The sequence below is a fragment of the Lentzea sp. NPDC051208 genome (assembly GCF_040682435.1).
Classification (GTDB): domain Bacteria; phylum Actinomycetota; class Actinomycetes; order Mycobacteriales; family Pseudonocardiaceae; genus Lentzea; species Lentzea kristufekii.
In genome coordinates, this window is record NZ_JBFBAW010000008.1 from 343,522 (window position 1) to 368,246 (window position 24,725).

Genomic DNA, 24,725 nt, shown 5'->3' on the forward strand with positions numbered 1-24,725 from the left:
CGGCAGCCATCGACCGCGGCGGCTTCTGCCCTTTTCTCTCTGTGCCGGACCCTGGCCGGGGTCCACGATGGAGGATGTTCGCCCCACAGTTCAGGAGGAGCCGGATCGATGAGCGACGAGGGAACCTACCGCGTAGTCCGCAACGACGAGGAGCAGTACTCGATCTGGCGGGCAGGCCGCGAGCTGCCCCTGGGCTGGTACGCCGAGGGCACGACGGGAACCAGGCAGGAGTGCCTCGACCACATCGGTGCGGTGTGGACGGACATGCGCCCGTTGAGCCTGCGCAAGCAGATGGACGGCGCCGCGGTCTGACGTCGAAGACAGCTGTGCGGGGCGGCCACGAAGAGGACCGCCCCGCACAGTGCTGTGAGAGTGCTGTGGCACAGCCGCGCGACGAGCGGCGACGGTGCGGAACCGGGTGTGCGCCGACGCCGCGCAAGCCCTCGTCTGGGCAGGGACCTCCGCCGGACACCGCGGGTGGCGGTCGGGGCGTCCGGCGGGTCCGGGTGGTCAGATCAGACCGGTGCGGATGGCGGTGGCGACGGCGTGGGAGCGGTTGCGGGCTTGGAGCCTGCCCATCAGCTCGTAGATGACGTTCTTCACCGTGTGCTCCGAGCACCGCAGCATCCTGGCGATGTCGGCGTTGCCGTGGCCGTCGGCCATCAGCGCCAGGACGCTCGTCTGCCTGCGGGTCAGCACGGCCGGAGCGGGGTCGGCGGGCTCGGGGCCGTCCAGGAGGCGGACCAGGACCTCGTGCGGGACGCGGCCGTCGCCGGAGCGGGCGGCGTCGATGGCGGCGAGGAGGCGGGCCGGGGTGAGGTCGGCGGTGCGCAGCATCGCGCCCGCCCCCATCCGCAGGGCGCGGCGCACGCCGATCTGGCTGAATCGCTCGGCGACCACCAGGCCCGGCGTCGCGGTGCCGCAGGCGGCGATGGCGTCTTCCACCGTCTCCCCCACCGCCGCGACGACCGCGGCTCCTTCCGCGGGCCCGGACAACGGAACGCCAGCCAAGCGCAGAGCCGAGGTGACCTTGGCGCGTGTGCTCTCGTCTGCGGCGACGACCCGCACCGGTACCGCGGCGGGCGGGGCCAGCACGGCGGTCACAGCAGACCCGCCCTGAGCGCGTAGGCCACGGCGTGCGCGCGGTTGCGCAGCCGGAAGCGGCGGGTGATGTCGTGGACCACGGTGGTGACCGTGCGCGTCGAGTAGGACAGCGTCCTGGCGATCTCGCTGGTCTCGTGACCGTCGGCGACGAGGTTGAGCACAGCGCGCTCGCGGTCGCTGAGACCCGCCGCCGACCAGCCGCCCGCGGCGGCGAGGTCGCGGTCGCCGAGGAGACCGCCGTCGAGGAGGCGGTTGAGCATGTCCGGCGGCACGGTGCAGTCGCCGCCCGCGGCGGCGAGCACCGTGCGGGCGAGTCGGACCGGTGTCGCCTCCCTGCGACGCAGCAGCCCGCGCGCGCCCGCCGCGATGGCCCGTTGGGCGGCGCCGGGGTCGACGTCGGTGGCGACGATGACCACCTCGGGGCGGTGCGGCGCCGATCGGGTGGCGCGCACGGCCGCCAGCTCGTCAGCGCCGACGGAGTCCACCATCACCACGGTGACGACGGCGGGCTCGCCGGGCGTCACCACCGACAGGTCGGGGCAGGAGCGCAGAGCACTGGTCGCGCCCGCTTCCAGCATCGGGTCGTTCGCCACCACGGCGACGCACACGGGGTCCCCCATGTCGCCTCTCTTTCAGCAGTCGTCCGGTCTGCCGACACCGTCACCCGCGGCGCTTGGCAAGTGCTTTCGACGCGCTGTCGACGGCGCCTAAGCGCTCGGATAGTGGATTGGCAACGCCTAACTTCCAGGGTTCCAGTGCCTGATCAGGCCACGTTCGCCCGGTGAACGACCTTGTTTGGTCGAGGGTGTCGGTGTTGCGGTATCGCCAGGAGATGCCGCGGCGGATCATGCTCGCCCGCTCGGCGTGGCCGGTGCCGTCGAGAGTGACCTACCGCGACACCGTGAACCGGGCGTCGATCCGGTTCAACCGCGACGAGTTCGTTGGTGTGCAGGCGATCTCGACGTTGTCGGCCCCGGACCGCCCGCTCACCCACCCGCCGATCGCGCCTCGTGGTCAGGTGTGGACGCGGTTGTCGCAGCCGATCGCACCCCGTGCGGACGTGTGCGGGTCGTCCGCCGCCGGGGCCGCGGCACCCGAACGGGACCCTGGTGCCTGCCACCCCGCGTGCCTTCTTGTCCCAGTGGTCCGGGTCGCGGGGCCCTTCCGGTTCTCCCTCCGTTGAGACGACACACCTTCCGCACGCGGACACTCGTGACTGATGTCCTCGGCCACCCCCTCGGCGACGAGGAAGTCGGCCGGCTTGACCGGACTCCACGCCGGTCGGCTGCGGCCGTTCCCTCGAGACCACCACGCGCTCCACACTGGACCGGTTACGGCTGCTGCTCGTCGCATTCGCGGGCTTCCTCGGACGGGGCCTGCGTCTGGGCTGCACCCCCGCACCCGCACCCGGCGCAGCATCTGCTCCAACCCGTGCGGCAGTTCACGAGTGAGGCAACGGCACAGTGGAAGGCCGACTCGATCTCGAACTGCACGCGGCCGCGACATCGACGGCGTCGACCGCCGCGATCTGGCACAACCGCGCCACAGGCCGGCCCGTCACCGGATCCCTGATCGGCGCCGACCACTGACCAGTGAGGACTTGCCCCGGCCGGCCAGTGATTAATCAAAGATATGGACCGGCAGTTTGGCGGCACTTGTCCCTGCCCTCGCCTGCGTCACCTTCACGCTGTGGCCCGTTACGGCTGTTAGCCTCCGATCGCGCTGAAGCGGGGAGGTAGCAATGGAGTTGCGGCTGCTCGGCCCGACGGAGCTGGTGGTCGACGGGCGGACGATCGACCTGGGGGGACCTCGCCAGCGTCTCGTGCTGACCTTGTTGGCGCTCAACGCCAATCGGGTCACCTCCGTCGAGCACCTCCTGGACGCCGTCTGGGGCGACGCGCCTCCGTCGACCGCGCGCGGGCAGATCCAGATCTGCATCTCCGCGCTGCGCAAGCTCTTCGGCGAGTCCGGCTCGGCCACCATCCGCACCCAGCCGCCGGGCTACGTGCTCACGCTCGGTCCCGGCGAGCTGGACATCGATGTCTTCCACGCCCGTGTCGTTGTTGGGCACGAGCACGCGGCCGCCAACCAGCCCGCCGAGGCCGTCGCCGAGCTACGCGCCGCGCTCGCCCTGTGGCGCGGTCCCGCGCTGGCGGGCATCTCCGGCGCCGCTGCCCTGCGCGAGGCGACCCGGCTGCACGAGCGCCAGGCCGCTGTCCTCGAAGAGCGCATCCGCCTGGACCTCACCCTGGGCAGGCACCAGGAGTTGATCGGCGAACTGCGCGCGCTGGTCGCCGAGCAGCCTCTGCAGGAGCGGTTGCACGCTTTCCTCATGCTCGCCCTCTACCGCTGCGGGCGGCAGGCCGATGCGCTGGAGGCGGGCAGACGCGCCCGGACCCTGCTGGCCGAGGAGGTCGGGGTCGACCCCGGCCCCGAGCTGGCGCGCATGGAGCAGGCGATCCTCACCCGCGATCCGGCGCTCGACCTGCCCACCGACCGGGCGGCGGCGGACCGACCAGCCGAGACCCGCGCCGTGGCCCGGCCCGCGGAGGAGGCCGTCGCGGTGCCACGGCAGCTGCCGCCCAGCATCGCCGACTTCACCGGCCGCGGCGGTCAGCTGGCCGAGGTCAACGACGTCCTCTGCGGCGACCGCGACCCGTACGCCATGCCGATCGTGGCCGTCAGCGGGCCCGGCGGCGTCGGCAAGTCGAGCATGGTGATTCGCGCCGCCCACGAAATGGTCGGGGAGTACCCCGACGGCCAGCTCTACGCCGACCTGCGCACCAGCGACGTCGACGACGGCGCCTCCCGCCAGCTCGCCCGCTTCCTGCGGGCACTGGGCGTCCCCGGCACATCGGTGCCCGACGACCCGATCGAGCGCGCCGAGTTATATCGCAGCAAGCTCGCCAACCGGCGCGTGCTCGTCGTGCTGGACGACGTCTCCGACGAGGAGCAGGTGCTCCCGCTGCTGCCCGGCAGCCCGCACTGCGCTGTGATCACCACGAGCCGCACCCGGCTGACAGGCCTGCCCGGCGCGTACTGCATCGATGTGGAGACCCTCGACGCGGACCAGTCGATCGCGCTGCTCGGCCGGATCATCGGCGCGGACCGCGTCGCCGAGGAACCCGAGGCCGGCGACCGGCTGGTGCAGCTGTGCTCCGGTTTGCCGCTGGCGCTGCGGATCGCGGGCGCGCGGCTGGTGTCGCGGCCGCACTGGCGCATCGAGGACCTGGTGCGCAGGCTCGACGACGAGAACCACCGGCTGGACGAGTTCGTCCACAAAGGACTGGAGCTGCGCTCGACGATCGCGCTCACCTACCGCGGCCTACCCGAGCGCGCCCGGCGCCTGTTCCGGCTGTGCGCGGCGGTCGACGCCGCCGACTTCCCCGGCTGGGTCCCTGCCGCGCTGCTCGACACCAGCCTGCGCGCCGCGGAGGACGTGGTGGAGACCCTGGTCGACGCGCACGTGCTCGAAGTGCGGTCGGTGCCCGGCGAGCGCACCCGCCGCTACCGGTTTCACGACCTGGTCCGCGTGTTCGGCCAGGAGCGCCTCGCAGACGAGGAGCCGCAGGAGAGCCGCGACGCCGCGGTCGAGCGCTACCTCGGTGGCTGGCTCGCCCTCTCCGACGCCGCCCACCGCAAGGAGTACGGCGGCGACTTCACCGTCCTGCACGGCACCGCACCGCGCTGGCGGCCCCCCGACTCCGAACTGCCCGAGCCCATCGCCGAGCCGCTGGCGTGGTGGGAGCGCGAGCGCCGCGGCCTGGTCCCGGGGATCCGGCAGGCCGCGAACGCCGGGCTGGCCGACGTCTGCTGGGACCTGGCCCTCACCTCGGTGACCCTCTTCGAGACCCGCGGCTACTTCGACGACTGGGTGGAGACCGCGACCCTCGCCGCGCGGGTCACCAGCGGCGACCCGCGCGGACACGCCGCCGCGTGCTACAACCTCGGCACCCTCGCCCTCGCGCAGAAGCGGCTCGCCGAGGCCGACGAGCACTTCGCGGCCGCGCTCGCCGGGTTCATCGAATGTGGCGACGTGCACGGCCAAGCGCTCGTGCTGCGCAACTCCGCCTTCATCAGCCGGGTGCGCGGTGCATCGGGGACGGCCCGCGCGAAGTACTCCGACGCGCTGACCCGCATGCGCGAGGCCGGTGACCGCGCGGGCGAGGCACACGTGCTCTCAAGTCTGGCCAAGCTCAACATCGATGGCGGCGACACGGCGCGGGCGCGGGAGCTGCTGGACGAGGCGGTCGCGATCTGCCAGGACGCGGGCAGCCTCCGGGTGGAGGCCCAGGTCATCCACCGGCTCGCGGAGCTGCACCTCGGACTGGACGACATCGCCGCTGCGCGGCAGGCGCTGCACCGGACGCTGCGGATCGTGCGCGACCTGGGCGACAAGGTCGGGGAGGCTTACGCGCTGCACGCGCTGGGCACCGTCCGCCATCGCGAGGGCAGGCTGGACGCCGCGCACACCACGCTGTCGCACTCGCTGTCGCTGGCGATCGAGGTGGGCGACCAGTGGATCGAGGGGCAGGCGCTGTACGGCCTCGGCGAGGTCACCGTCGCCAGGGGCAACGACGAGGTCGGCGCCGAGCACCTGCAGGCCGCGGCCGCGTGCTTCGCCGAGCTGGGCTCGGTGCTGTGGCGGGCCAAGGCGCTGATCCTGCTGGCCGAGGCGCACCTTTCCGCCGAGCGCGATGCCGAGGCGGGAGCAGGCCTGGACATCGCGCTGGACCTGCTCGCCGGGATCGAGTCCGACGAGGCGGCCCGCTGGGCCGACCAGGCTGAGCGGGCTCGCGCCACCATCGTCACCGACCTCGACCTCGACCTCGTGTGAGCCACCGGCCCGTCAGCCCCAGTGCGAGTCGTTGAGGACGGTCACGGCCGGGGCGGAGCCCCAGTGCGAGTCGGCGAGCTTCGGAGCGCCCCAGTGGGCGTCATCGCCTGCCACGCCGATGAAGGCGACGCCCAAGGCCGCGAAGAGGGCGACAGCGGCGACGACGAGCTTGCTGACATGGGCGGCGGTCTTGGACATCTGGGCTCTCTCCCTGCTGTTCCTCCCGGCGTTCTTGCCGGAGTGGAGCCAGTTCACAGGCCCGTGCTCAACGCCGGACTTCGATACGGTTTGCCCGCGCGCTTAGCGCACCGATAGCGAACGCATGAGGGTCTCAGCCACGCTCCTGGGCGCACCACCACTGACTATGGGGGCACTACGATGCGAGGCGGCACCAGAACGCTCACCGACGACGACCTGTGGGCGCTCACCGAGCACGTCGACGTCTCCGTCGTGCTGCGCGCGGCGCTCGCCGAGCTACCCGCCCCCGGTACCGCCCAGGTCGCGGACAGGCACCCCGACGACGATTCCGTGCTGCTGTTGGCAGACCCGCTCACCGGCGGCAAGGCAGAACTGCCCGCCGCAGTGGTACGCGCGATCCGGCAGGCGGGCTGCGCCGCGGCCGCCGCCGCCGACCTGCTGCCGCCCGCGGTGATCACCGCCGGCGTGGTCGGCACGGCCCCGGACGTGTGGTGGCACGCCAGGGTGCTCTGTCAGGCGCTGCCCGCCATCACCCACATCGCCGTCACCGCGGCGAGCACGCCGCCCGCCCGCCTGGTCGACCACCTCGACCTCGCCGGCGTCGGGCTCGCCGTCGCCGCGGACGCACCGACGGCTGCCTTCGGCGCGAACCTGGTCGTGGCCGCAGGCCCGGCGGCGCTCACGACCAAGGGCATCACCGCGGGCGCGGTGCTGGTCGAGGCCGTCTCCGACGCCTACCCCCCGAGCTTGCGCACCCCGGTCGACGACCTCCAGCACCCCTTCCACCTGATCCCGCCCCCGGCGAGCTGCCACTCCCCCGGCCTGGACGCCATCCTCGGCGCCGCGCTGCTGGCCTCGCTGCCCTGACCCTGTGCGTGCCGAAACCTGCGTCCAAGCAGTCAAGCGGCATGGACACACTCGTGGATGACTCCTCCGAGCCGGTTTTGCCGGTCTACGGTGAGGCGTTCGATCTGATCGGGTTCGCAAGGGCGCTGCGGCGGCGAGCGATCGGTGCTCGTTGTGGCGCCGCTCGTATTCGCGCAGTGCGTGCCGTAGATGGGCGGTGGCGACACCGGACGACGCCGACGCGATCAACATGAAGGCCGACACCCCGCGGCCAGGATTCGTCGTGCGGCTGCCGATGGCCACGGCGTTCGCCGCGATCGGCGGGAAGTGAAAGCTCACCCTGCTCTACTGGCTCGCCCACGTGGAGTCCCACTTCGCCGGGCCGCGCCGGCGGGGCACCCCGATCACGCCCAAGGTGCTCGCCGAGCGATTACGCGTCGAAATCGTCCGGGTGTGGGGTGAGGCCCAGTTGCGACGAGTCCACGCCGAACGCGGCGATGGCCTGCTGCGGGCACGCCGAAACCATGACCGGCGAGTGGAAACGCCTTGCTCGACCGGCCGAAGCCGGAGGAATGGGTCGCGAAGGAGGACACGAACCTGCGCTGCCAGGTGCTCTCGCCGAGCACCCAAGGCGATCGCGAGGTGCGGGAGGCGCGGATCGCCCTCGAACGTGGCGGCTACTGAAGAGCGGGCCCGATCCACCGGCGGACCAGAGCCCGCAGCTGGTCGTCGGTGAGCGCCGGCGTCGAGGGATGCTGCAGGAACGACAGGAAGAGCCGCATCAGGATCTCGGCGAGCCCCTGGAGCTCGTCGTCGGTGGTGATCCCGGCACTGGCCCAGTCCACTGGCACGTCGCGGAGGATGCGCGCGCCGAGCGCGAAGGACTCAGGGGAGGTCACCGCGACGGTGAAGAAGTCGGATTCGCCTGCCTGCAGGAGCAGGCCCAGGTACGGCTCCCGCGGCACTTCCAGGACGCCGAACACCACGGACTCCACGGCCACCTCGGCCGGGCTGCTGAACGAGGCGAGGTGGCGTGCCATCCGCGCGGCGAAGTCCTCGACGCCTGCCAGCGCGACGGCGCTGAGGATGTCCGCGAGGCGTGGGAAGTAGCGGTAGACGGTCTGCCGCGTCACTCCCGCCTCGGCGGCGACCACGGACATGCTGGTCTTGGCGAGCCCGACGCGGTCCACGCAAGCCATCGCCGCCTTGACGATCCGGCGGCGTGCCTCGTCCTCGGTGCCGGGCGGGTTGCCCTGCCAGCCGTGGTACCCCATGCACACCATCATCCATGAGAGCGTTGGCTCAGACGGTGGAAGGTGCTTTCCGGTGCACGCGACGCAGTGCCACGAGCAACAGACCGGCTCCGATGAAGCAGGCGAGCGCGTAGAGCGCGCCTGTGATCGGTGGGCCGTCAGGAAGAGCGCTGATCCAGAACACCGCCATCCCGCCCAGGTAGACGGCCGGGTAGATCCGGACGAAGTCCGACAGCGGTTCGCCAGGCCCCGGCGACCTCAGCTGTGACACGACGATCCAGCCACCGGCCAGCCACACCAGGGCCAGTTCGACGCCGAGAACCCAGGCCTGGGCGGTGGCGTTGCCGCTGAAGAAGCTCGACGGAATGCCCGCGATCGCCATGGTCGGTGGAGTGAGGACGCCGGCGAGCAGAACGCGCGGCACCAACGACCGCCCGCGGTGCTCGCCGACCAGGCGCACGACCAGGTAAGTCATGGCCGCCAACGAAACGGACGCGAACAGCAGCATGCTCGTCATCGGCACCGCTGCCAGCGCGGGGTGGTTGACGATGCGGTTGTCCGGGTTCCAGGCCCACCACTTCAGCTGTGGTCCGATGTGGTCGAACACCTCGTAGAACACCTGGCAGGCGAAGGCGACGGCGACCGACCCCACGAGTGCGCCGCGGCGCCGGAAGATGCCGAGCGACCGCACCAGCTCGTAGGCGAGCTGACTGATCACCGGGTAGAACGCGATGATGTAGAGCGGCAACCTGTCCCACATGAACTGCACGGTGAACTGGTTGTGGGCGAAGATGAAACCGTAGATCTCGTTGAGTCCGAACCACTCCGGGAAGTACAGCGGTGGTTCGATCACCGCGAGGTACACCAGCGACGTCCACCACAGCGCCAGGTTGATCGGATCGCCGTGGCGGTAGCGGCGCAACGCGTGCACCAGAGCGAAAACGGCGCCGCCGATGATGAGCAGCTCGAGCAGCGGCATCGTCCAGTGCGCGAGATCCCACGGGAACCGCAGCGAGACCACGGGTGACACGTCGTGGCAGTCGAAGCCGAGGCCGCGGGCAACGGCTTCCGCCTCCGGCCCGCACACGGCGCTCATCGCGCGGCAACCGTTGCCGCGGCACCGTCCGGCGAGTAGTCCGTGGCCGGCGGCTCCGCCTGGGGATCGAACCCGAAGGGGATCCGCTGCCGTCCCAGCGCTGTCCGGATCCGGTAGCGCACGAGCGCCGCGAGCACCCTCGGGTTCCGCATCATCTCGCCCAGCGACTCGTCCATGTTGAACACCTTCGCGAAGTGCTCGTCGACCACCTCGTACTCACGCGCCGCACCGACGATGAGGCTGAAAGCCGGGCCGGACATGGCCGCGAGAACGCGACGCCACCACTCCGGCACCTTCTCGGTGCCCACCGCGCACTCGTAGCCCTGGTCCCTCGCCATGGCCAGCGACCAGGGCACGGAGAGCGATTTGCGTTGCGCCACGAGGAACTCGGCGTAGAACTCCGCGTCGAGGCGTTGCGCGCGAGACAGGTGCTCGCGCAGCAACAGTGCGGACATCGCCGCAGAACTGATTCCCTGTGCGTAGAAAGGGTTGAAAGCGCAGATCGAGTCGCCGACGAACACCAGACCAGGTGTGCTCAAGCGGTCGTAGCGCCGCCACTTGTTGCCCGTCGACCGGGTCAGGTGCACCTCCGAGGTGGGTGAACACCGGTCCATCGCGGCTGCGAACAACGGCGTGCGCACCCGGCGCGCCGACTCGACGAACGCCTCGGTGGTGCGGGGCATGTCGATGCCCCACGAGCCCATGCAGGCGATGACGCGGTTCCCCTCGATGGGAAAGAAGTTCACCAGGAACTCGTGCTCCGCGGGGTGCTCCCCCTTGTCCGGGGTGGGCATGATCACCAGGTGCTGCCACCACCACGACGCCGGTCGTTCGGCCGGTGAGGGCAGCTCGTACCAGCGCGAGGTGTAGGTGACCTTGGCGTCGAGCGTGCGCACCTCGGGCTCGGGCCATCCGGCGGCCACGAGCCAGCCGCTGACCGAAGACCCGCGCCCCATCGCGTCCACCACGAGGTCGGCTTCGAGGTGCTCCTCGCCGGCGGACGTGGACAGGCCGACCCCGGTGACCGCCCCGTCCCGCGTGGTGAGGCCGTGCACCGAGACACCCTCGCGAATGGTCGTGTTGGGCAGAGCTCGAACCGCGTCGCGCAACACGCGTTCGATCAGGATCCGCGACCCGTAGATCATCGTCATCGCCCCGCGCTTGCGCGCCGACCAGCCCTCCCCGTCGAGGTAGGCGGCGTCCAGAGACGGCATCAGGTGCAACCCGCCCGCGGCGATGAGCTCGTCCTCGAATCCGGGGAACAGCGCCCCGATCGCGCGCCGTCCCGAGTTCAGCAGGAAGTGCGGGTGCTTGCTCTGCGGCACGCCACGCCGGTGCTCCGCGGCGGCCGGGAGCTCGTCCCGTTCCAGCACCACCACCTGGTCGAAGTAGGGGGCGAGCGCCCCGGCGGCGCACAGACCAGCGGTGCTGCCACCCAGTACGACGGCGGTTCTGCCCAGCGTCACGCGGACCACCCCTCGCCATTCATACAATCAGGACTAGAATGTATGAATGACGGGGGGTGGCGTCAATCCGGCTTACGGGCTACGGCTCGTCCGCGACCTTGACCCCGGCGGTTCGCGACCCGCCGGGCGTACCACTCACAGCCGATAGCGGTATGCACCGAGGAAACCGAGCGGCGACGGTCCCGGCACCGGCACCGGCATCAGGTCCGCGTCGAGGTCGTACACCAGGTACACGCTGTTCGCGTCTGGGAATCGTGCGAAGAGCTCCGCGGACGCGGCCTGCGCGAAGGACTCGGCGTAGCTGTGCTCGGCGAGTGAGCACGGGCCCGCGGCGAACCACGCCGCCTCGGCCAGGTCGTCGTCGAACCAGTCGAGACCGTGATCACGAGTGAACGGACTCCAACCCGGTCCATCCGGCGGACAGCGGAAGCACACGTAGTCGTCGAGCGCGTCCTCATCGGACAGACGCCCTGCCCAGATCGACACGACACCCGGGGTACGTCGCATCACGTCAGCGCCCGGCCTCGAACCGACGTCCCGAAATCCGGCGCCACCAGGCGGTGATCATCGGGTTTCGACCACGGACTGGCGTCATCCCTGCATCTTCTCTCGCTGATCCTGGTCATTCGCCAATGCCTCGGTGCGCCAGCCGAGAAGAATCGCGTGCAGGGCCTGTTCGGCCAGGCGTCGGGCGCGATCGTTGCCGACGGTGCTGAGGTGGCCGAGAGAGGCGATGCCGTACAGCGTGCCCCAGAGCGTCTCGCAGGCCTCGTCGAGATCGGCCAGGACCACTTCGTGCCTGGCGGACCAGCTGCTGAGCAGCTCCTTGAGGGCGTCGATGGCCGGCTGTGCGACGCGCCGGCGCTCGTCCGCATCGATCGCCGGGGCGTTCATGACCTGGTAGAGGTGAGGGTGCTCGCCGGCGAACCGCACGTACTCCGACGCGATGCGCCTCATGCGCAGGTCCACATCGGCCTCCGGGGAGGCGTGGAGGACCTCGGCCAGCATCAGGCGGTGGCCGTACGCGACCAGCTCCAGGACGAGCGCTTCCTTGTTGGCGAAGTGCTGGTAGACGACGGGTGCGGAGTATTCGACATCGCCGGCGATGCGCCGGATGGTCAGAGCCGCAGGGCCTTCGGTCTCGAGCACGTGCAGCGCCGCCTCGATGATCCGCTCGTGGGTGTTCGCCCGCTCGCGGGCCCGCCTCGTGCTGATTGACATGGTCCGTCGCTTCGCCTCGATGGTGTCCTCGAACACTAGCCACCGCCCTTGACCACGCTGATCGGGTGCATCATGGTTAACAACGTTAGGAAATCTAACGTCGTTAGCAAGCGAGAGGTTGATCATGATTCATCACATCTGCCGCGTCACGATGAATGCCACCGCGACGCCGGACCAGGTCGAGGCGGCATTGGAGGGCTGGCGCAACCAGGGCAGGTCGAACCCCGCCATCAAGTCGTTCATCGTCGGACGCGACCACGGTGGCGACTACACCTACAGCGCGGTGTTCGTCGTGGAGGACCTCGACGGCCTCTTCGCCTACCTGACGCACCCGACCACCTACCGGACCGACCACCTGGGGCTGAACCTGGTGGACCGGATGGAGATCTTCGACGTCAGCGACGACGAGGACCCGGACCTCAACAGCAAGATCCAGGAGCTGCATCGGCGCCGCAACGAGCTCAACCCGCAGATCGCCGACATGCTCGCCGACGTGCCCAGCTACACCGGCTCCGGCGTGGATCACTGACCGAGACCCTGGAACGGAGAGAACCCTCATGGTCGAACACGTCGTCATCGGCGCCGGTTCCATCGGCAGCAACGTCGCTCGTCTGCTCGTCGAGCGCGGCCACAACGTCCGGATCATCACCCGCAGCGGTTCGGGCCCCGAGCACCCGTTGATCGACCGGGTCGCCGCGGACGCGTCCGATCCATCCGCCCTGACCGAACTCTCCCGCGGCGCCGGGGCGATCTACCACTGCGCCAACCCGCCCTCCTACACGGAGTGGGAACGCCTGCTGCCGCCCCTGCAGACAGCAGCCATCGCCGCCGCCAAGGCGAACGACGCCGTCCTCGCCCTGACCGGCAGCATGTACGCCTACGGCCCGCAGCCCGGTGGCCTGATGACCGAACGCACCCCGATGACCGCGGCCGGGCACAAAGGCAGGCTGCGCAAGCGAATGTGGGAACAGGCCCTCGCCGCGGGCATCCGCACGGTGGAGGTTCGCGGCTCCGATTACGTCGGCAAGGGCGCCAACGGCATCTACTCCCTGCTCATCGAGCCGGCCCTGGCGAAGGGCAAGGCGGCCTGGATCACCGGCCACCTGGACATGCCGCACACCTTCACGGTCAACACCGACATGGCACGGGCACTGGTCACGCTCGCGTCGGAGGAACGGGCGTGGGGCAGGGCCTGGCACGTGCCGTCCCCGCCTGCCATCACGATCCGCGAGCTCGCCGGTCGCTACGCCACCGCGGCGGGCCGATCACCGATCAAACTGATCCAGCTACCGCGCTTCGCAATGCGCGCGGCCGGACTGGTCGTGCCGATCGCCCGCGAGATGGCGGAGATGGACTACCAGTGGTACGCGCCGTTCCGCGTGGACGCGACGGAGACGGCCGACGCCTTCGGCCTGATGCCTACCGACCTCGACACCGCCGTCCGCGACGAGGTCAGCTGAAACTTCTTTCGCCACAACGGTTATGGCGCCGCGACGCTCGCTTCTGCTCGATGGGATGAACAACGAAGCCGCGCTGGTGGTGCTGCGGGACCGGTCGGGCCCCGCAGCACCTGGAATCACCGCTGGTCGGCGTCCGCCGCCGACACCCGTTGCCGCACGGGCACCTCGGCTGACATGACCACCAGGGCTGCGGTGATCAGGACCAGGTTCTTGACCACGAACTCACCGGTCATGGTCAACAGCAGTGGATTCCCCGTCTGGAACGCGACGGCCGGCTGCATGAGCAGCGTCAAGAACGTGCCGAACAGGTGGAATGCGACCAGCAGCGCCACCCAGCGCAACCGACGACCCACCACCAGGGCTGTTCCCAACACCACCTCGACTGCCCCCAGCCCGAGCACGACCGCACCTCCGTCGAGCCAGGGGACGGTCCGGGCGACCAACTCGGCCACCGGCGTCGTGCCGGTCAGCTTGAGGGCGCCGAACCACACGAACACCAAGCCGAGCGACCCCCTGAGGAGGGGAATGCTCAACGGCCGCAACGCATTCGCACGCGCATCCAGACGGGACGAAATCTCGGTCATCCACATCACTTCCTTCGCGAGCGGGTCTTCGCTGACCCGCGTCGGGAGTTCCATCCCCTCGCGGCCCACACCGGCCGGAGGGAACTGGGAGCGCTCCCAGAACTTTAACGTTAAGGACACGCGATGTGAAGGACCGTTTCCGCCCCGCTACGCCTGGGAGCCGTTCGAAGCGCCGCCCAGGCCCGTCGGCAGGCCGAACGGAAGTCGTCCAGCGCCGTCCGCGTCGGCATCAAGCACGGGAGCAACGGCCACGCGAGGCCCGAACAGCCTTATCTGCAGCGTCCGATCCGCTCCGCGCACTCGGTCCACACGGCCGCTTTATCTTCGCTTTCCCGCCCCATGACCCGAACGGCGGATGCCGACCAGGTGGCACGACCTGACACTGACACCACTCTGGGAGCGCTCCCAGAATCAGGGAGGCACCCGCAGGAATCCACGTCGTCGATCAACGAAGATTTGGCGGTACACATGCTTCGCTTCTTTGCAGACGTCCCCGACCGGCACCGCCGGGCACCGGGAACCCCGGCGAAGGTCGGGCCGGCCCGCGGCAAGGCCGCCGTGTGGCGGGCGTTCGCGATCCTCGGCACCTGCCTGACCCTGCTGGCGACCATGCTGGTCACCTTCGGCGCGAGAGACGCCTCCGCGCACGGCGCGGTCAGCGACCCACCGTCGCGCCACTACGGTTGCTACAACCGCTGGCCCAACGGCCCGTCGCAGCAGATGGCCACCGAAGACCCCATGTGCTACCAGGCGTGGCAGGCCGACCCGTCCGCGATGTACAACTGGAACGGCCTGTTCCGCGAAGGCGTCGCCGGCAACCACCAGGGAGCCATCCCCGACGGGCAGCTGTGCAGCGGCGGACTGACCTTCAACGGCCGCTACGCCGCGATGGACAAGCCCGGCGCGTGGGTCGCCCCGAACCGGCCCAGCCGGTTCACCCTCAACCTGAACGACACGTCCTCGCACGGCGCCGACTACATCCGCGTCTACGCCACCAAACAGGGCTTCGACCCCAAGACCCAGGCCCTGAAGTGGAGCGACCTGGAGCTCGTCGGCCAGACCGGCAGAATCCCCACGGGCGCCCGGACGCCCGTCGAGATCAACGCCCCCGGCCGCACCGGCCACCACGTCCTCTACACGGTGTGGCAGGCCAGCCACCTCGACCAGAGCTACTACGCGTGCAGCGACGTGAACTTCACCGACGGTGGCACCACGACCACCACCACGACGACCACGACCACCACCACGACCGGCAACCCCCCGGCAGGCTGCTCGGCCACCTTCCAGGTGACCTCGCAGTGGCCCGGTGGCTTCCAGGTCGAGGGGCGCGTGACCGCCGGCGCGACGGCGATCTCCGGCTGGGCGGTGAGCTGGACGTTCACCAACGGTGAGCGGATCAACTCCTCGTGGAACGCGGCCCTGACCACGAGCGGATCCGCGATCACCGCCCGCAACGCCGCTCACAACGGCGCCGTGGGTGCGGGCGCCGCCACCACGTTCGGTTTCGTCGCCTCCGGAACCGCGGGCACCCCGGCCCTCACCTGCACCGCGTCCTGATCCGCGTCGGTCCGCCCGCTGCCTCGACAGCGGCGGGCGGACCGGTTCAGGAGCCCGCTGGGCCGTTCACGCTGCTGAACAGCGCGAACGGCCGCCGGACGATCAGGAGTGCGGGCAGGTGTCGCGGTACTCGGAGATCGCCGTCCCCCGCGGCGCGGGGCACAGGAACTGCTCGTACCGGACGTCGTTGTCGACGAACCGCTTGAGCCACGCGATGCTGTACTTCGCGATCGTGGTGTTGGAGCTGTTCGGCGCGAAGTGGCTCGCGTTCGCCAGCTCCAGGTACGCCTTGTCCAACGTGGACGGCAGGCCGGTGTAGAACCGCTCGGAGTGCGACGAGACCGGAGCGGTCGAGTCGTCCTCGGCGCCGATGATCAGGGTCGGCGTCTGCACGGTCGACCACGTCTTCGTGGTGTTCCAGGCCGTCAGAGGGACGGAGGCCTGCAGGCTCGGCCGGTCCTTGGTGGCCTCCAGCGCGCCACCGCCACCCATCGAGTGGCCCATCACGCCCAGGCGCGAGGAGTCGATGCGGGCCCGCACGGAACTGCTGGTGGTGAGGTAGTCCAGCGCGGCCAGCAGCTGGTCGCCGCGCGAAGCGGGCTGGTCGTACCGGGAGTTGGTGTCGATGATGAAGATGACGAAGCCCTGCGAGGCCAGGCGCGGGCCGAGCCACGAGAGGCTGGACTGGCTGGCCGTGTAGCCGGGCGAGACCGCGATCGCGCCGAACGTGCCCTCGGCGGTGCTGGTCGGGTAGTAGATCGTGCCGCCGCCGAAGCCGCGCACACTCGCCGCCGAGACCGTGGCCTGGCTGGTGGCGAACGGGCCGCGGGTGGCCTCGATGCTCGCGGTGGTCGGCGCCGGGCCGCGTTCGTAGGGGTTCTCGGCGGCCTCGGCGACCGAGCCGGACGTGGTGAGGGCGACTACCGCGGCGAAGACCGCGGCGCGACGGGACAGGGGTGACCTCAGGGACATGGTGTGCTCTTCCCAGGGTGGCAAGGACTTGGCAGAGAGAGTCCTCTGTGGACCATGCTTACAGCGGCAGATTGTGGACCACTACCTACTCACGGGTCAAGTAAGCGCCCCGAAAGGGGGGCCACCGTCACACCCCCGTGCGGCGACTGCCGTTGCGCCACACCTCCTTGATGGACAGGGAGTCGCTGATGTTCTTCGTCGGGTCGCCGTCCACCAGCAGAAGATCTGCGCGTGCCCCGGCAGCGATGCGGCCGCGGTCGGAAAGGCCGAACCGGCGCGCGGGTACCGACGTCGCCGCCTTGAGCGCCGCGACGGGAGTCAAGCCCGCCCGCACCAGCAACTGCATCTCGTGGTGCACGCTGGCACCGTGCGCCATGCCGCCGAGTTCTGGCCACGGAACGGAGACGTCGGTTCCCACCAGGATGTCCACACCGGCCTCGTGGAGTGCTTTGGCGGTTGCCAGCACCGCGGGGAAGTCACCTTGCGGAAACTTGTTGAGACTTCCGTTGAGCGTGGCGAGCCACTCGGCGCTCAGCTTGGGTCCGACCCTCGGGTCCGCTGCCAGCTCGGCACCCGTTCTGCCCATGATCGAGGCGTTGAGACACAGGCAAGGGGTGACGAACATGCCCGAGCGGGCGATCTTCTCGACGATCTCGGGCGTGTGAGGACGGTCCATGAAGAGGTGGCTGAGTCCGTTCATGCCCGCTCCGAGAGCTTGCTCGGTAGCTTCGACCGTCAGCGCGTGCGCCACCGCGAGCTTGCCGAGCCGCTGAGCTTCGCTCACCGCCGCTTTGACCGTCGCATCGCTCATCACGGGAAGGTTCGGAGCTCCGAGAACGCGGCCGTCCTCGATCATGATCTTGATGTAGTCGGAGCCCCCGTCGACGCGCTTGCGGACCGCGGCGACGGCCTGCTCCGGCGTGGTGACCTCCGACTCGGCCGGGTTCGCTCCGGAGTTGAGCTCCGGCGGCTCCCCCGCCCCGTCCTGCGGCGGGCCGTCGGGAACGAGTTCGCTGGGGTGGCCACCCGGCGCGGTCAGACCGAATCCGGCCGACCGGACGTCAGCCAGGTCGTCGCGACCGGCGATGGCCTTGCGGCCCACCGCGGTGAAGTCTCCTTGCATCTCGAGCTCGGTCGTCACACCGAAGAGCAGCGCATCACGCAGTGCGTCCACGGAGGTGTGCACGTGGGCGTCGATCAGCCCCGGCAGCAGGGTCGCCCCCGCGGCGTCGACCACGTGCGCGTGGGATGGAGGCGCACCGGTGAGCCCCAGGATCGAGGAGCCCTCGATCAGGACGGTGTGCTGGTCGAGCACGCGCTCACCGTCGAAGATCTTCGCGTTGATGATGGCCGTGAGGCCGGACGAACCACGTTCAGGCCCGGTGGCCGAGCAGCCGGCGAGTGCCGCCGAACCCGCGACGACTCCTGCCAGGCCCATTGACTTCAAGATCGCACGACGATCGATAGGACACATCGCGAGCACTCCCCTCAAGACGCTACGCAGCGTCACATGCATGCAGCAGACATATGCAACTTACATACATTTGCGGACGGTCTGCGCCCATCCTGAGAGTGTTCTCAGCTCGCAGTCCCCACCTGAGGACGTCAGCTCTCGGTCGCCCTGGCCGCCGCGTCGGCGTACTTGATGATCAAGCGTGCGAGTTCCCGGCGTTCGGCCACCGGCCAGTCCTGGGTGATGTACTCGAAGGCCTGACGCTGCTGAGACCGGAACCGATCGCGAAGTGCGAGCCCGGCTTCCGTCAGCTGAAGCACCGCTTTGCGGCCGTCGAACTGCGAAGGGGCCCGCAGCAGGTAGCCGTGGGCGATGCAGTCGGCGACCATCCGGCTGGCCACGGAGGGGTCGATCCCCAGAGCATCGGCCACCCCACCGACACTCACCTCGCCGTCGATCTCGTCGATGACGTTCAGCACGAGGTTGCGGTTGATGTCCTTGCGATCGACCGGCGGTTCGACCGGAACCTGCGGCGTGCGCCTGCGCAACCGCGCGAACGCGGGACCTACCGCCTCGAACAGCACAGCATCCGAGTCGCTCAGCGATCGACCGTCCTCCGTCACGCGTCCAGGATAGTCAAGTGCAAGTTGCAAGCACATGCATGAACTCACACACATGATGGCGCTGGCGTCTCACGCTTCGCGCCAAGGCACTCCGCAAGCCCCACCTTCGTGAACGGTGAGGCCGAGACCGCCGGCAAGACCCCAGTGGATGCGCTGCCCGAACAGACCTGTCCGAGTGAGTCCATTGTGGAAGTTCTGCAGGATGACGATGGTCACGCCTTGCGGGTCAAGGCATTTCCGCGAGGCGCGAACGGTGCTGCGCCGGGCATGCTGAACTCGCCCTGGTTCAGCGTGCGCGGGTGGAAGTAGCCCGCCTGGACCTCCGCCGGGGTGTTGTTGCCGCGCAGCTGTTCCGACCACACCATGAAGTAGGTCCAGCGGGTCTGGTTGTTCAGGAACGCGGCGTTGGGCACCTTGCCGGTCTCGGCGAGCGCGATGGGCTTGCCGCTGGCGATGTTCTGGATCTGCTGGTAGTCGCCGGAACTGGGGAGTCCCTTGTACCAGACGTCCAGTGAGACCACGTCGACGTACTGCGCGCCCGGGTAGTACGACGCCCAGTTGGCCGTCGGGTTGTCCTGGACGTTCCACACCCAGATCAGGTTGTCGAGTCCCTTGGACACCAGGTGGTCGCGGGTGATGCGGTAGAGCTTCGCGCCGCCTTCCGGTCCCGGCCGGTTGCCCCACCAGTTCCAGGCTTCGTTCATCTCGTGCAGCGGACGGAACAGCACCGGCACGCCCGCGTCCTTGAGCTGTTGCAGGTACGGCACCACCTCGTCCAGGCGGCGCTTCCACGCGTTGTTGAGCGCGGTGCCGTTGGTGACCACCTGGGTGAACTGGGCCTGACTGATCTGCGTCTTCACGCCGCCCTCGAACTCGCAGGTGCTGCCGCCGGTCGGCGTGCACACGTGCCAGGTCAGCGCGACCAGCGAGCCGTTGGCCCACTCGGTCTTGGCCTGGTCGATCACGCGCTGCCGGTTCGCCACGTCCTCGGGCCTGAACATCAGGTCACCGCCCCACAGACCGGGGTACTGGCCGGTGATGTCCTTGACCTGCTGGGTGTACTGGCCGGGGTTGCTCGCTGGTTCCTTGTTGTGCTGGCCGGACACGACGTACCTGCCGGTGATCGAGTTCAGGTAGTTGATCACGTTCTGCCGCGACGACCTGGGGAACGCCTGCGCCTGCGGTGACACCGCGACGACGACGGCCAGGAAGGTCAGTACAGCGGCCAGTACCGCGCCGAACCGCTGTGCCACGCGCCGTTGAAGCGCGGTGGTGGTGTGTTGCACTGGCTCCTCCTCGTGAAACCCACTCTTCGTTGAGTGGGACTACGTGGCGGCTGCGGCGGCGAGCCGGTGACTAAGTAACTAAAACGCTTAAGGTGTGCTGTCATCTCAACATAGACGCGTCACGTGGAGGGGTCCATAGAGCGTTTTAGTAGCCGGATCGGAACCGGTTCAGCGGCGAGGCGGCGCAGTCGACGACCGCGGGACCAGCCTGAGGGGAGGCACGCGGCCGTTCGGATCGCGCTGCGGCCCAACTTCATCGGGCCGCTCACCCGCGCGATGCGCCGATGCCCGAGTGCGGTCAGGTGAGCTTGTCGGCAGCGCTCCCAGAACCAGTTCCGGACCGCAGTTGGTTAAACGCTTCAGTTGTTGTGGCGCAACGGCCTGTCCCCAGCCGCTTGATCATGTGCGCTGCTATGTTGGGGCCTTCGAGCCGAGGAGGGTTCGCGTGAAGCGGCCGACGATCTCCGATGTCGCGCAACGCGCGGGAGTGTCGATCAGCGCCGCGTCGTTCGCCCTCAACGGACGGCCAGGTGTCTCCGATCGGACCCGGCAACGCATCCTCAAGGCCGCCGACGAGATCGGATGGCACCGCAACAGCGCGGCGCGCGTGCTGTCCGGTGGCATGACCAACGTAATCGGCATGGCGATTCCCCGGCCCGCCACGACCCTCGGCGTGGAACCGTTCTTCATGGAGCTGGTCAGCGGCATCGAGTCGGTGCTGGCGGTACCGGGGTACGCGCTGATGATGCAGGTGGTCGCGGACGTGGACGCCGAGCTGAAGGTCTACCGGTCCTGGTGGGGCGAACGCCGGGTCGACGGGATCATCGTGGTCGACCTGCGCGGCGACGACCCCCGGATCGCCCTGCTGCAGGAACTCGCGCTGCCCGCCGTCGTGGTCGGCGGCCCCGCCGATGTGGGATCACTCCCGCACGTCTGGGCGGACGACGCCGCGGCGGCCGCCGAGACCGTCGGCTACCTGGCCGCGCTGGGCCACCGCAGGATCGGACGGATCGCCGGTCTGCCCGACCTGCAGCACACGCGGCGCCGCGACGAGGCCTTCAGGAAGGCGCGCACCACCTACGAGCTCGACTCGATCGACATCGTGCACACCGACTACACCGGACTCGAAGGCGCACAGGCCACGCGCAGACTGCTCAGCTCACCCGAACGCCCGACGGCGATCCTCTACGACAACAGCATCATGGCCGTCGCGGGGATGTCGGTCGCCGACGAGATGCGGCTCTCGGTACCCGAGGACCTGTCGATCGTCGCCTGGGACGACTCACAGCTGTGCCAGGTGATCCGGCCGGCGATCACCGCGCTCGCGCGTGACGTCACCGCCTACGGTGCCCGCGTCGCGCAACTGCTGCTCGACGTGGTCACGAAGAACGGCGACGTCGAGCAGCGCGGTGTGGAGGTACCGGCTCCACGGCTCGTCCCACGTTCGAGCACGGCACCTCCGCGAACGCGAACGCCCTGAGGTTGCGGACGCCCGATGTGGCACCCAGCACGGTGAAGGAACCGTCCACGGCACGGGACTGCGGTGGTCCGTGACTATCCTGCTCGCGTGCTGACCCATACCGATGCAGAGCGTCTCTCGGCGGTCCGCCGCTACCACATCCTGGACGCGCCGGCCGACGGCAGTTTCGACAACGTCGCCCGTGTGGCCGCGCAGGTCTTCGACACACCGATCGCGACCGTGACGATCGTCGACGTCGACCGCGTGTGGTTCGCGGCCTGCCACGGTTTGGAGGGCGTTACCCAGATCGGTACCGAGCCCGGTCTGTGTGCGTCGGCCGTGTTGCAGGACGGGGTGTACGTGGTGAACGACGGTGCGGTCGATCCCCGCACCCTCGACCATCCGCTGGTACGCGGAGACCTGGGTCTGCGCTTCTACGCCGCCGCACCGATCACCACCGGCGACGGCCACCGGCTGGGAACGGTCAACGTGATCGACCGCGAGCCCCGCGAGGTCACCGACGCCCAGGTCGCGACGCTCACCGCGCTGGCCGGGATCGTCGCCGACCAGTTGGAGCTGCGCTTGGCGGCCATTCAAGCGGTGCGCGCGGAACGCGGCCTGGATCAGATCCCCGGCCCGCGCTCCACCGCGTCGGCCAAGCTGACGGGCCAGCTGCGGCACCTCGCGGCCAACCACCTCGACGGCGAGCACCCCCAGGTGTGCGGACTCGGCTTGTCGGGCCCGTGCGACCAGCCCGTGGAGGTCAAGATCGCCGACCCGTGGGGCGACTCGGCATGGGCGTGCATCCGGCACGCCGAGGACATCATCATCAACGAGCGGTCCACGTTCATCGCCGACCAGAACCACAACGGGCTGGAGCGCTACCTGCGGCGCGTGGAGCGCCGCAGCACCGGACCGGCAGGCACGTCCTGACACATCGCCCCGCCTTCAGCCGACCCGACCGGAACGGACGGTTGCCGGTGTCCGCGCTGCCGGGTCAGGGCGTGTGCACCCGGTCGACCTCGACGGTGAGCAGGACGCGCTGCTCCTGACCGGCACCGAAACCGGGGTACGGCCGGCCGAGGTACTTCTGCGACAGCTCATCGATGTGCGCACGGGCGCCGTCGGTCGTGATGGTCACGACGCTGCCGCGCAGAGCCCAGTACCGCGACGGCGCGGCCGGGTCGGCGATGCCGACGGCGATGCGCGGGTCGCGCCGGAGGTTGCGGGTCTTCTGGTGGGTGTCCACGGTGTTGATGAGCACGTGTTCGCCGTCCGTGCCCACCCAGGTCTGGGAGATCTGCGGCGACCCGTCGGGCATCAGCGTGGTCACGAAGCAGATGGACTTGGCGTTGAGGACCGCGATCAGATCGTCGGGCAGAACCGTCATGTGCTTGGCCTTCATGTCTGGTCGTTGTAGAGGTGGTCGATGACCACCTCATCCGGCTGGTCGCGGGAGAGGTCAGCGTGGCGCACGCCCGCCAGCGCGATCCGCAGAGCGCGGCGCCACAGCCGTGGAGCGTGAGCACGGGAGGCGTCCATGACGCTGCCCACCATCACGTGCACCGCGGCGAAGTCTGCGGGGGTCGCGCCGTCCGGCAACTGACCCGCGCGGACGGCCCGGTCGACGAGGTCGGCCACCAGCGGGGTCATCCGCTCGTGCGCGCGCTGCACCAGCGCGGTGGCCTGGTTGCGGCTTCGCAGCAACTCCCCCAGCCCCCGGCTCTGCGCCTCGATCTCCAGTTGCTGCTCGAGGAACCAGGTGAGCCCCGCCCAGGCGTCGTCGTAGCGCGAGGCCTGCTCCGCCAAGCCGATCACCGTGTCGATGTGCTCGCTGAACAGGGCGTCCAGCAGGTCCTGCCGTTGCGGGAAGCGCCGGTAGATCGTGCCCATCCCGGTGCCGGCGGCTCGCGCGATGTCCTCGTACGAGACGTCCAGCCCTTGTGAGGCCATGAGGTCGTAGGCCGTGCGCAACAACAACTGGCGATTGCGCTCGGCGTCACGACGCAGAGGAGGAGCCGCTTCGGTCACCGGCCGAGCGTAGACAAGTGGAAGAGAAATTCCAAGTTGAAGATTTCTTCCACTTCTGGGCTACGCTCGCACCGTTCCCCTCCGCCGACCCCAGGAGCCACCGGTGACATCCCCTTCCGCCAACGACGCGGTCGAGCCGTTCACGATCGCCGTCCCCGATGCCGAGCTGCTGGACCTGCGCAGCCGCCTGGCCGCCACCCGGTGGCCGGACCGCGAGACGGTCCAGGACGGGAGCCAGGGCCCGCAACTGGACCGCGTGCGCGCTCTGTGCGACCACTGGGCCACCGGCTACGACTGGCGGCGCACCGAGAAGGTCATCAACGACCTCGGCTCGTCCCGCACCGTCATCGACGGGATCGACGTCCACTTCCTGCACGTCCGGTCGGCCGAGCCGGACGCCGTCCCGCTGCTGCTGTGCCACGGCTGGCCCGGCTCGGTCCTGGAGTTCCGGCACCTGGTGGGCCCGCTGACCGATCCGGTGGCCCACGGCGGCGACGCCCGCGACGCGTTCCACGTGGTGATCCCCTCCATGCCGGGCTTCGGGTTCTCCGGCAAGCCCACGACGACCGGCTGGAACACCTCCCGCGTCGCCGACGCGTGGATCACTCTCATGCGGCGCCTGGGCCACGACACCTGGTTCGCCCAGGGCGGCGACTGGGGTTCGGCCGTCGTCGAGCAGATCACCCGCAAGGCACCCGAGCGGTGCCTGGGCGTGCACTTCAACCTGCCACTGGTGTTCCCCACCGAGCAGGAGGTGGGCGCCGCGACCGCGGAGGAACAACGGATGATCGCGCGCGCTCAGCGCTACCAGGACGAACTGAGCGCGTACGCGCGGGAGCAGGCCACCCGGCCGCAGACGATCGGCTACTCGCTCTCGGACTCACCCGCCGGACTCGCCGCCTGGATCTACACGCTCTTCCAGGACGTCACCGACAGCGGCGGCAACCCCGAAGAGGTCATCGACCGCGACGAGATCCTCGACGACGTCATGCTCTACTGGCTGCCCAACGCCGCGGCGTCCTCCGCCCGCCTGTACTGGGAGGAAGGCCGGGCCGGCACCGCGCCTGGGACCGCGGGGCCGAACCCCGTCCCCGCCGGGTTCAGCATCTTCCCCGGCGAGGCCGTGCAGGCCTCCCGGCGCTGGGTCGAGCGGCGCTACGAGACGGTGGTGCACTACGACCAGCTCGCGCGAGGAGGCCACTTCGCCGCCCTGGAGCAGCCGGACGTCCTCACAGACCAGATCCGGACGACCTTTCGAGGGCTGCGGGCGTCGTGACCG

At 69.6% G+C, this 24,725-nt stretch carries 26 protein-coding genes; 11 read left to right on the forward strand and 15 right to left on the reverse strand.

What is annotated here, in order from left to right:
• Window positions 1-108: 108 nt before the first annotated feature.
• Complete coding sequence (locus AB0M48_RS22055; RefSeq protein WP_363844952.1) at window positions 109-312, forward strand: MbtH family NRPS accessory protein; 204 nt, start codon at window positions 109-111, stop codon at window positions 310-312.
• A 198-nt stretch (window positions 313-510) separates the two neighbouring features.
• Here the strand turns inward: AB0M48_RS22055 and AB0M48_RS22060 are convergent, their stop codons facing one another.
• Entirely contained in the window at window positions 511-1,104 is a 594-nt protein-coding gene (locus AB0M48_RS22060) for a response regulator transcription factor (RefSeq protein ID WP_363844955.1), read from the reverse strand.
• The gene (locus AB0M48_RS22065; protein WP_363844958.1) at window positions 1,101-1,724 is read right to left on the reverse strand and encodes a LuxR C-terminal-related transcriptional regulator; all 624 of its coding nucleotides are present in this window, start codon (window positions 1,722-1,724) and stop codon (window positions 1,101-1,103) included. Before AB0M48_RS22065 ends, AB0M48_RS22060 begins: the two co-directional genes overlap by 4 nt.
• Window positions 1,725-1,885: 161 nt before the next feature.
• On the opposite strand from AB0M48_RS22065, the gene AB0M48_RS22070 reads away from it, so the two are divergent.
• Together AB0M48_RS22070 and AB0M48_RS22075 are read left to right on the forward strand one after the other, a co-directional pair.
• A complete protein-coding gene (locus tag AB0M48_RS22070; RefSeq protein WP_363844961.1) occupies window positions 1,886-2,287 on the forward strand; it encodes a hypothetical protein in 402 nt (133 codons plus the stop codon).
• A 558-nt stretch (window positions 2,288-2,845) separates the two neighbouring features.
• The gene (locus AB0M48_RS22075) at window positions 2,846-5,941 is read left to right on the forward strand and encodes a BTAD domain-containing putative transcriptional regulator (RefSeq protein WP_363844964.1); all 3,096 of its coding nucleotides are present in this window, start codon (window positions 2,846-2,848) and stop codon (window positions 5,939-5,941) included.
• A gap of 12 nt (window positions 5,942-5,953) precedes the next feature.
• Here AB0M48_RS22075 and AB0M48_RS22080 read toward each other — a convergent pair whose 3' ends face one another.
• Complete coding sequence (locus tag AB0M48_RS22080; RefSeq protein WP_363844967.1) at window positions 5,954-6,139, reverse strand: hypothetical protein; 186 nt, start codon at window positions 6,137-6,139, stop codon at window positions 5,954-5,956.
• A gap of 180 nt (window positions 6,140-6,319) precedes the next feature.
• On the opposite strand from AB0M48_RS22080, the gene AB0M48_RS22085 reads away from it, so the two are divergent.
• Together AB0M48_RS22085 and AB0M48_RS22090 are read left to right on the forward strand one after the other, a co-directional pair.
• Window positions 6,320-7,006, forward strand: coding sequence for a hypothetical protein (locus AB0M48_RS22085; RefSeq protein WP_363844970.1), 687 nt, complete (start codon window positions 6,320-6,322; stop codon window positions 7,004-7,006).
• A 525-nt stretch (window positions 7,007-7,531) separates the two neighbouring features.
• On the forward strand, window positions 7,532-7,669 hold the full coding sequence (locus AB0M48_RS22090; protein ID WP_363844973.1) for a hypothetical protein: 138 nt from the start codon (window positions 7,532-7,534) through the stop codon (window positions 7,667-7,669).
• On the opposite strand, the gene AB0M48_RS22095 is transcribed toward AB0M48_RS22090, so the two are convergent.
• From AB0M48_RS22095 to AB0M48_RS22115, 5 genes are all read right to left on the reverse strand, one after another.
• Window positions 7,663-8,259, reverse strand: coding sequence for a TetR/AcrR family transcriptional regulator (locus tag AB0M48_RS22095; RefSeq protein ID WP_363844976.1), 597 nt, complete (start codon window positions 8,257-8,259; stop codon window positions 7,663-7,665). The two genes, AB0M48_RS22090 and AB0M48_RS22095, sit on opposite strands and share 7 nt — an antisense overlap.
• Before the next feature lie 28 nt (window positions 8,260-8,287).
• Window positions 8,288-9,334 carry a hypothetical protein gene (locus AB0M48_RS22100; protein ID WP_363844980.1) on the reverse strand — a complete coding sequence of 349 codons (1,047 nt, stop codon included), beginning with the start codon at window positions 9,332-9,334 and terminating at the stop codon, window positions 8,288-8,290.
• Window positions 9,331-10,800, reverse strand: a complete 1,470-nt coding sequence (locus tag AB0M48_RS22105; RefSeq protein ID WP_363844982.1) for an FAD-dependent monooxygenase — start codon at window positions 10,798-10,800, stop codon at window positions 9,331-9,333. The genes AB0M48_RS22100 and AB0M48_RS22105 overlap by 4 nt, the downstream gene beginning before the upstream one ends.
• A 135-nt stretch (window positions 10,801-10,935) precedes the next feature.
• Complete coding sequence (locus tag AB0M48_RS22110; protein WP_363844985.1) at window positions 10,936-11,286, reverse strand: immunity 22 family protein; 351 nt, start codon at window positions 11,284-11,286, stop codon at window positions 10,936-10,938.
• 105 nt (window positions 11,287-11,391) lie between these two features.
• Entirely contained in the window at window positions 11,392-12,057 is a 666-nt protein-coding gene (locus tag AB0M48_RS22115; protein ID WP_363844988.1) for a TetR/AcrR family transcriptional regulator, read from the reverse strand.
• Between the two features lie 88 nt (window positions 12,058-12,145).
• Between AB0M48_RS22115 and AB0M48_RS22120 the strand changes: the two genes are divergently transcribed.
• Both AB0M48_RS22120 and AB0M48_RS22125 read left to right on the forward strand, forming a co-directional pair.
• Entirely contained in the window at window positions 12,146-12,550 is a 405-nt protein-coding gene (locus AB0M48_RS22120) for a Dabb family protein (protein ID WP_363844991.1), read from the forward strand.
• 28 nt (window positions 12,551-12,578) lie between these two features.
• Window positions 12,579-13,481 (forward strand): NAD-dependent epimerase/dehydratase family protein, encoded by a 903-nt coding sequence (locus AB0M48_RS22125; RefSeq protein WP_363844994.1) that lies wholly within the window; start codon window positions 12,579-12,581, stop codon window positions 13,479-13,481.
• A gap of 116 nt (window positions 13,482-13,597) precedes the next feature.
• Here AB0M48_RS22125 and AB0M48_RS22130 read toward each other — a convergent pair whose 3' ends face one another.
• The gene (locus AB0M48_RS22130) at window positions 13,598-14,134 is read right to left on the reverse strand and encodes a DoxX family membrane protein (protein ID WP_363844997.1); all 537 of its coding nucleotides are present in this window, start codon (window positions 14,132-14,134) and stop codon (window positions 13,598-13,600) included.
• A 399-nt stretch (window positions 14,135-14,533) separates the two neighbouring features.
• Here AB0M48_RS22130 and AB0M48_RS22135 point away from each other — a divergent pair, with 399 nt between their 5' ends.
• Window positions 14,534-15,622 carry a lytic polysaccharide monooxygenase gene (locus AB0M48_RS22135; protein WP_363845000.1) on the forward strand — a complete coding sequence of 363 codons (1,089 nt, stop codon included), beginning with the start codon at window positions 14,534-14,536 and terminating at the stop codon, window positions 15,620-15,622.
• 102 nt (window positions 15,623-15,724) lie between these two features.
• Here the strand turns inward: AB0M48_RS22135 and AB0M48_RS22140 are convergent, their stop codons facing one another.
• From AB0M48_RS22140 to AB0M48_RS22155, 4 genes are all read right to left on the reverse strand, one after another.
• A complete protein-coding gene (locus AB0M48_RS22140) occupies window positions 15,725-16,594 on the reverse strand; it encodes an alpha/beta hydrolase (protein ID WP_363845003.1) in 870 nt (289 codons plus the stop codon).
• Between the two features lie 127 nt (window positions 16,595-16,721).
• A complete protein-coding gene (locus tag AB0M48_RS22145) occupies window positions 16,722-18,032 on the reverse strand; it encodes an amidohydrolase family protein (protein ID WP_363845006.1) in 1,311 nt (436 codons plus the stop codon).
• Between the two features lie 167 nt (window positions 18,033-18,199).
• Window positions 18,200-18,670 (reverse strand): MarR family winged helix-turn-helix transcriptional regulator, encoded by a 471-nt coding sequence (locus AB0M48_RS22150; RefSeq protein WP_363845009.1) that lies wholly within the window; start codon window positions 18,668-18,670, stop codon window positions 18,200-18,202.
• A 212-nt stretch (window positions 18,671-18,882) separates the two neighbouring features.
• Window positions 18,883-19,956: a glycosyl hydrolase gene (locus AB0M48_RS22155; RefSeq protein ID WP_363845011.1), complete on the reverse strand. Its 1,074-nt coding sequence runs from the start codon at window positions 19,954-19,956 to the stop codon at window positions 18,883-18,885.
• A 445-nt stretch (window positions 19,957-20,401) separates the two neighbouring features.
• Between AB0M48_RS22155 and AB0M48_RS22160 the strand changes: the two genes are divergently transcribed.
• Window positions 20,402-21,436, forward strand: a complete 1,035-nt coding sequence (locus AB0M48_RS22160) for a LacI family DNA-binding transcriptional regulator (protein WP_363845014.1) — start codon at window positions 20,402-20,404, stop codon at window positions 21,434-21,436.
• Window positions 21,437-21,523: 87 nt separating this feature from the next.
• Window positions 21,524-22,348: a GAF domain-containing protein gene (locus tag AB0M48_RS22165; RefSeq protein WP_363845017.1), complete on the forward strand. Its 825-nt coding sequence runs from the start codon at window positions 21,524-21,526 to the stop codon at window positions 22,346-22,348.
• Window positions 22,349-22,412: 64 nt separating this feature from the next.
• Here the strand turns inward: AB0M48_RS22165 and AB0M48_RS22170 are convergent, their stop codons facing one another.
• Together AB0M48_RS22170 and AB0M48_RS22175 are read right to left on the reverse strand one after the other, a co-directional pair.
• Window positions 22,413-22,820, reverse strand: coding sequence for a PPOX class F420-dependent oxidoreductase (locus AB0M48_RS22170; protein ID WP_363845020.1), 408 nt, complete (start codon window positions 22,818-22,820; stop codon window positions 22,413-22,415).
• The gene (locus AB0M48_RS22175) at window positions 22,817-23,446 is read right to left on the reverse strand and encodes a helix-turn-helix domain-containing protein (protein ID WP_363845023.1); all 630 of its coding nucleotides are present in this window, start codon (window positions 23,444-23,446) and stop codon (window positions 22,817-22,819) included. Before AB0M48_RS22175 ends, AB0M48_RS22170 begins: the two co-directional genes overlap by 4 nt.
• Before the next feature lie 103 nt (window positions 23,447-23,549).
• Between AB0M48_RS22175 and AB0M48_RS22180 the strand changes: the two genes are divergently transcribed.
• A complete protein-coding gene (locus AB0M48_RS22180; RefSeq protein WP_363845026.1) occupies window positions 23,550-24,722 on the forward strand; it encodes an epoxide hydrolase in 1,173 nt (390 codons plus the stop codon).
• Window positions 24,723-24,725: the final 3 nt, after the last annotated feature.

Coding starts and splice junctions, on each gene's coding strand:
- AB0M48_RS22055 (WP_363844952.1), top strand. CDS start 109: ATGAGCGACGAGGGAACCTACCGCGTAGTCCGCAACGACGAGGAGCAG.
- AB0M48_RS22065 (WP_363844958.1), bottom strand. CDS start 1,724: ATGGGGGACCCCGTGTGCGTCGCCGTGGTGGCGAACGACCCGATGCTG.
- AB0M48_RS22075 (WP_363844964.1), top strand. CDS start 2,846: ATGGAGTTGCGGCTGCTCGGCCCGACGGAGCTGGTGGTCGACGGGCGG.
- AB0M48_RS22080 (WP_363844967.1), bottom strand. CDS start 6,139: ATGTCCAAGACCGCCGCCCATGTCAGCAAGCTCGTCGTCGCCGCTGTC.
- AB0M48_RS22085 (WP_363844970.1), top strand. CDS start 6,320: ATGCGAGGCGGCACCAGAACGCTCACCGACGACGACCTGTGGGCGCTC.
- AB0M48_RS22095 (WP_363844976.1), bottom strand. CDS start 8,259: ATGGGGTACCACGGCTGGCAGGGCAACCCGCCCGGCACCGAGGACGAG.
- AB0M48_RS22100 (WP_363844980.1), bottom strand. CDS start 9,334: ATGAGCGCCGTGTGCGGGCCGGAGGCGGAAGCCGTTGCCCGCGGCCTC.
- AB0M48_RS22120 (WP_363844991.1), top strand. CDS start 12,146: ATGATTCATCACATCTGCCGCGTCACGATGAATGCCACCGCGACGCCG.
- AB0M48_RS22125 (WP_363844994.1), top strand. CDS start 12,579: ATGGTCGAACACGTCGTCATCGGCGCCGGTTCCATCGGCAGCAACGTC.
- AB0M48_RS22135 (WP_363845000.1), top strand. CDS start 14,534: ATGCTTCGCTTCTTTGCAGACGTCCCCGACCGGCACCGCCGGGCACCG.
- AB0M48_RS22140 (WP_363845003.1), bottom strand. CDS start 16,594: ATGTCCCTGAGGTCACCCCTGTCCCGTCGCGCCGCGGTCTTCGCCGCG.
- AB0M48_RS22145 (WP_363845006.1), bottom strand. CDS start 18,032: ATGGGCCTGGCAGGAGTCGTCGCGGGTTCGGCGGCACTCGCCGGCTGC.
- AB0M48_RS22170 (WP_363845020.1), bottom strand. CDS start 22,820: ATGAAGGCCAAGCACATGACGGTTCTGCCCGACGATCTGATCGCGGTC.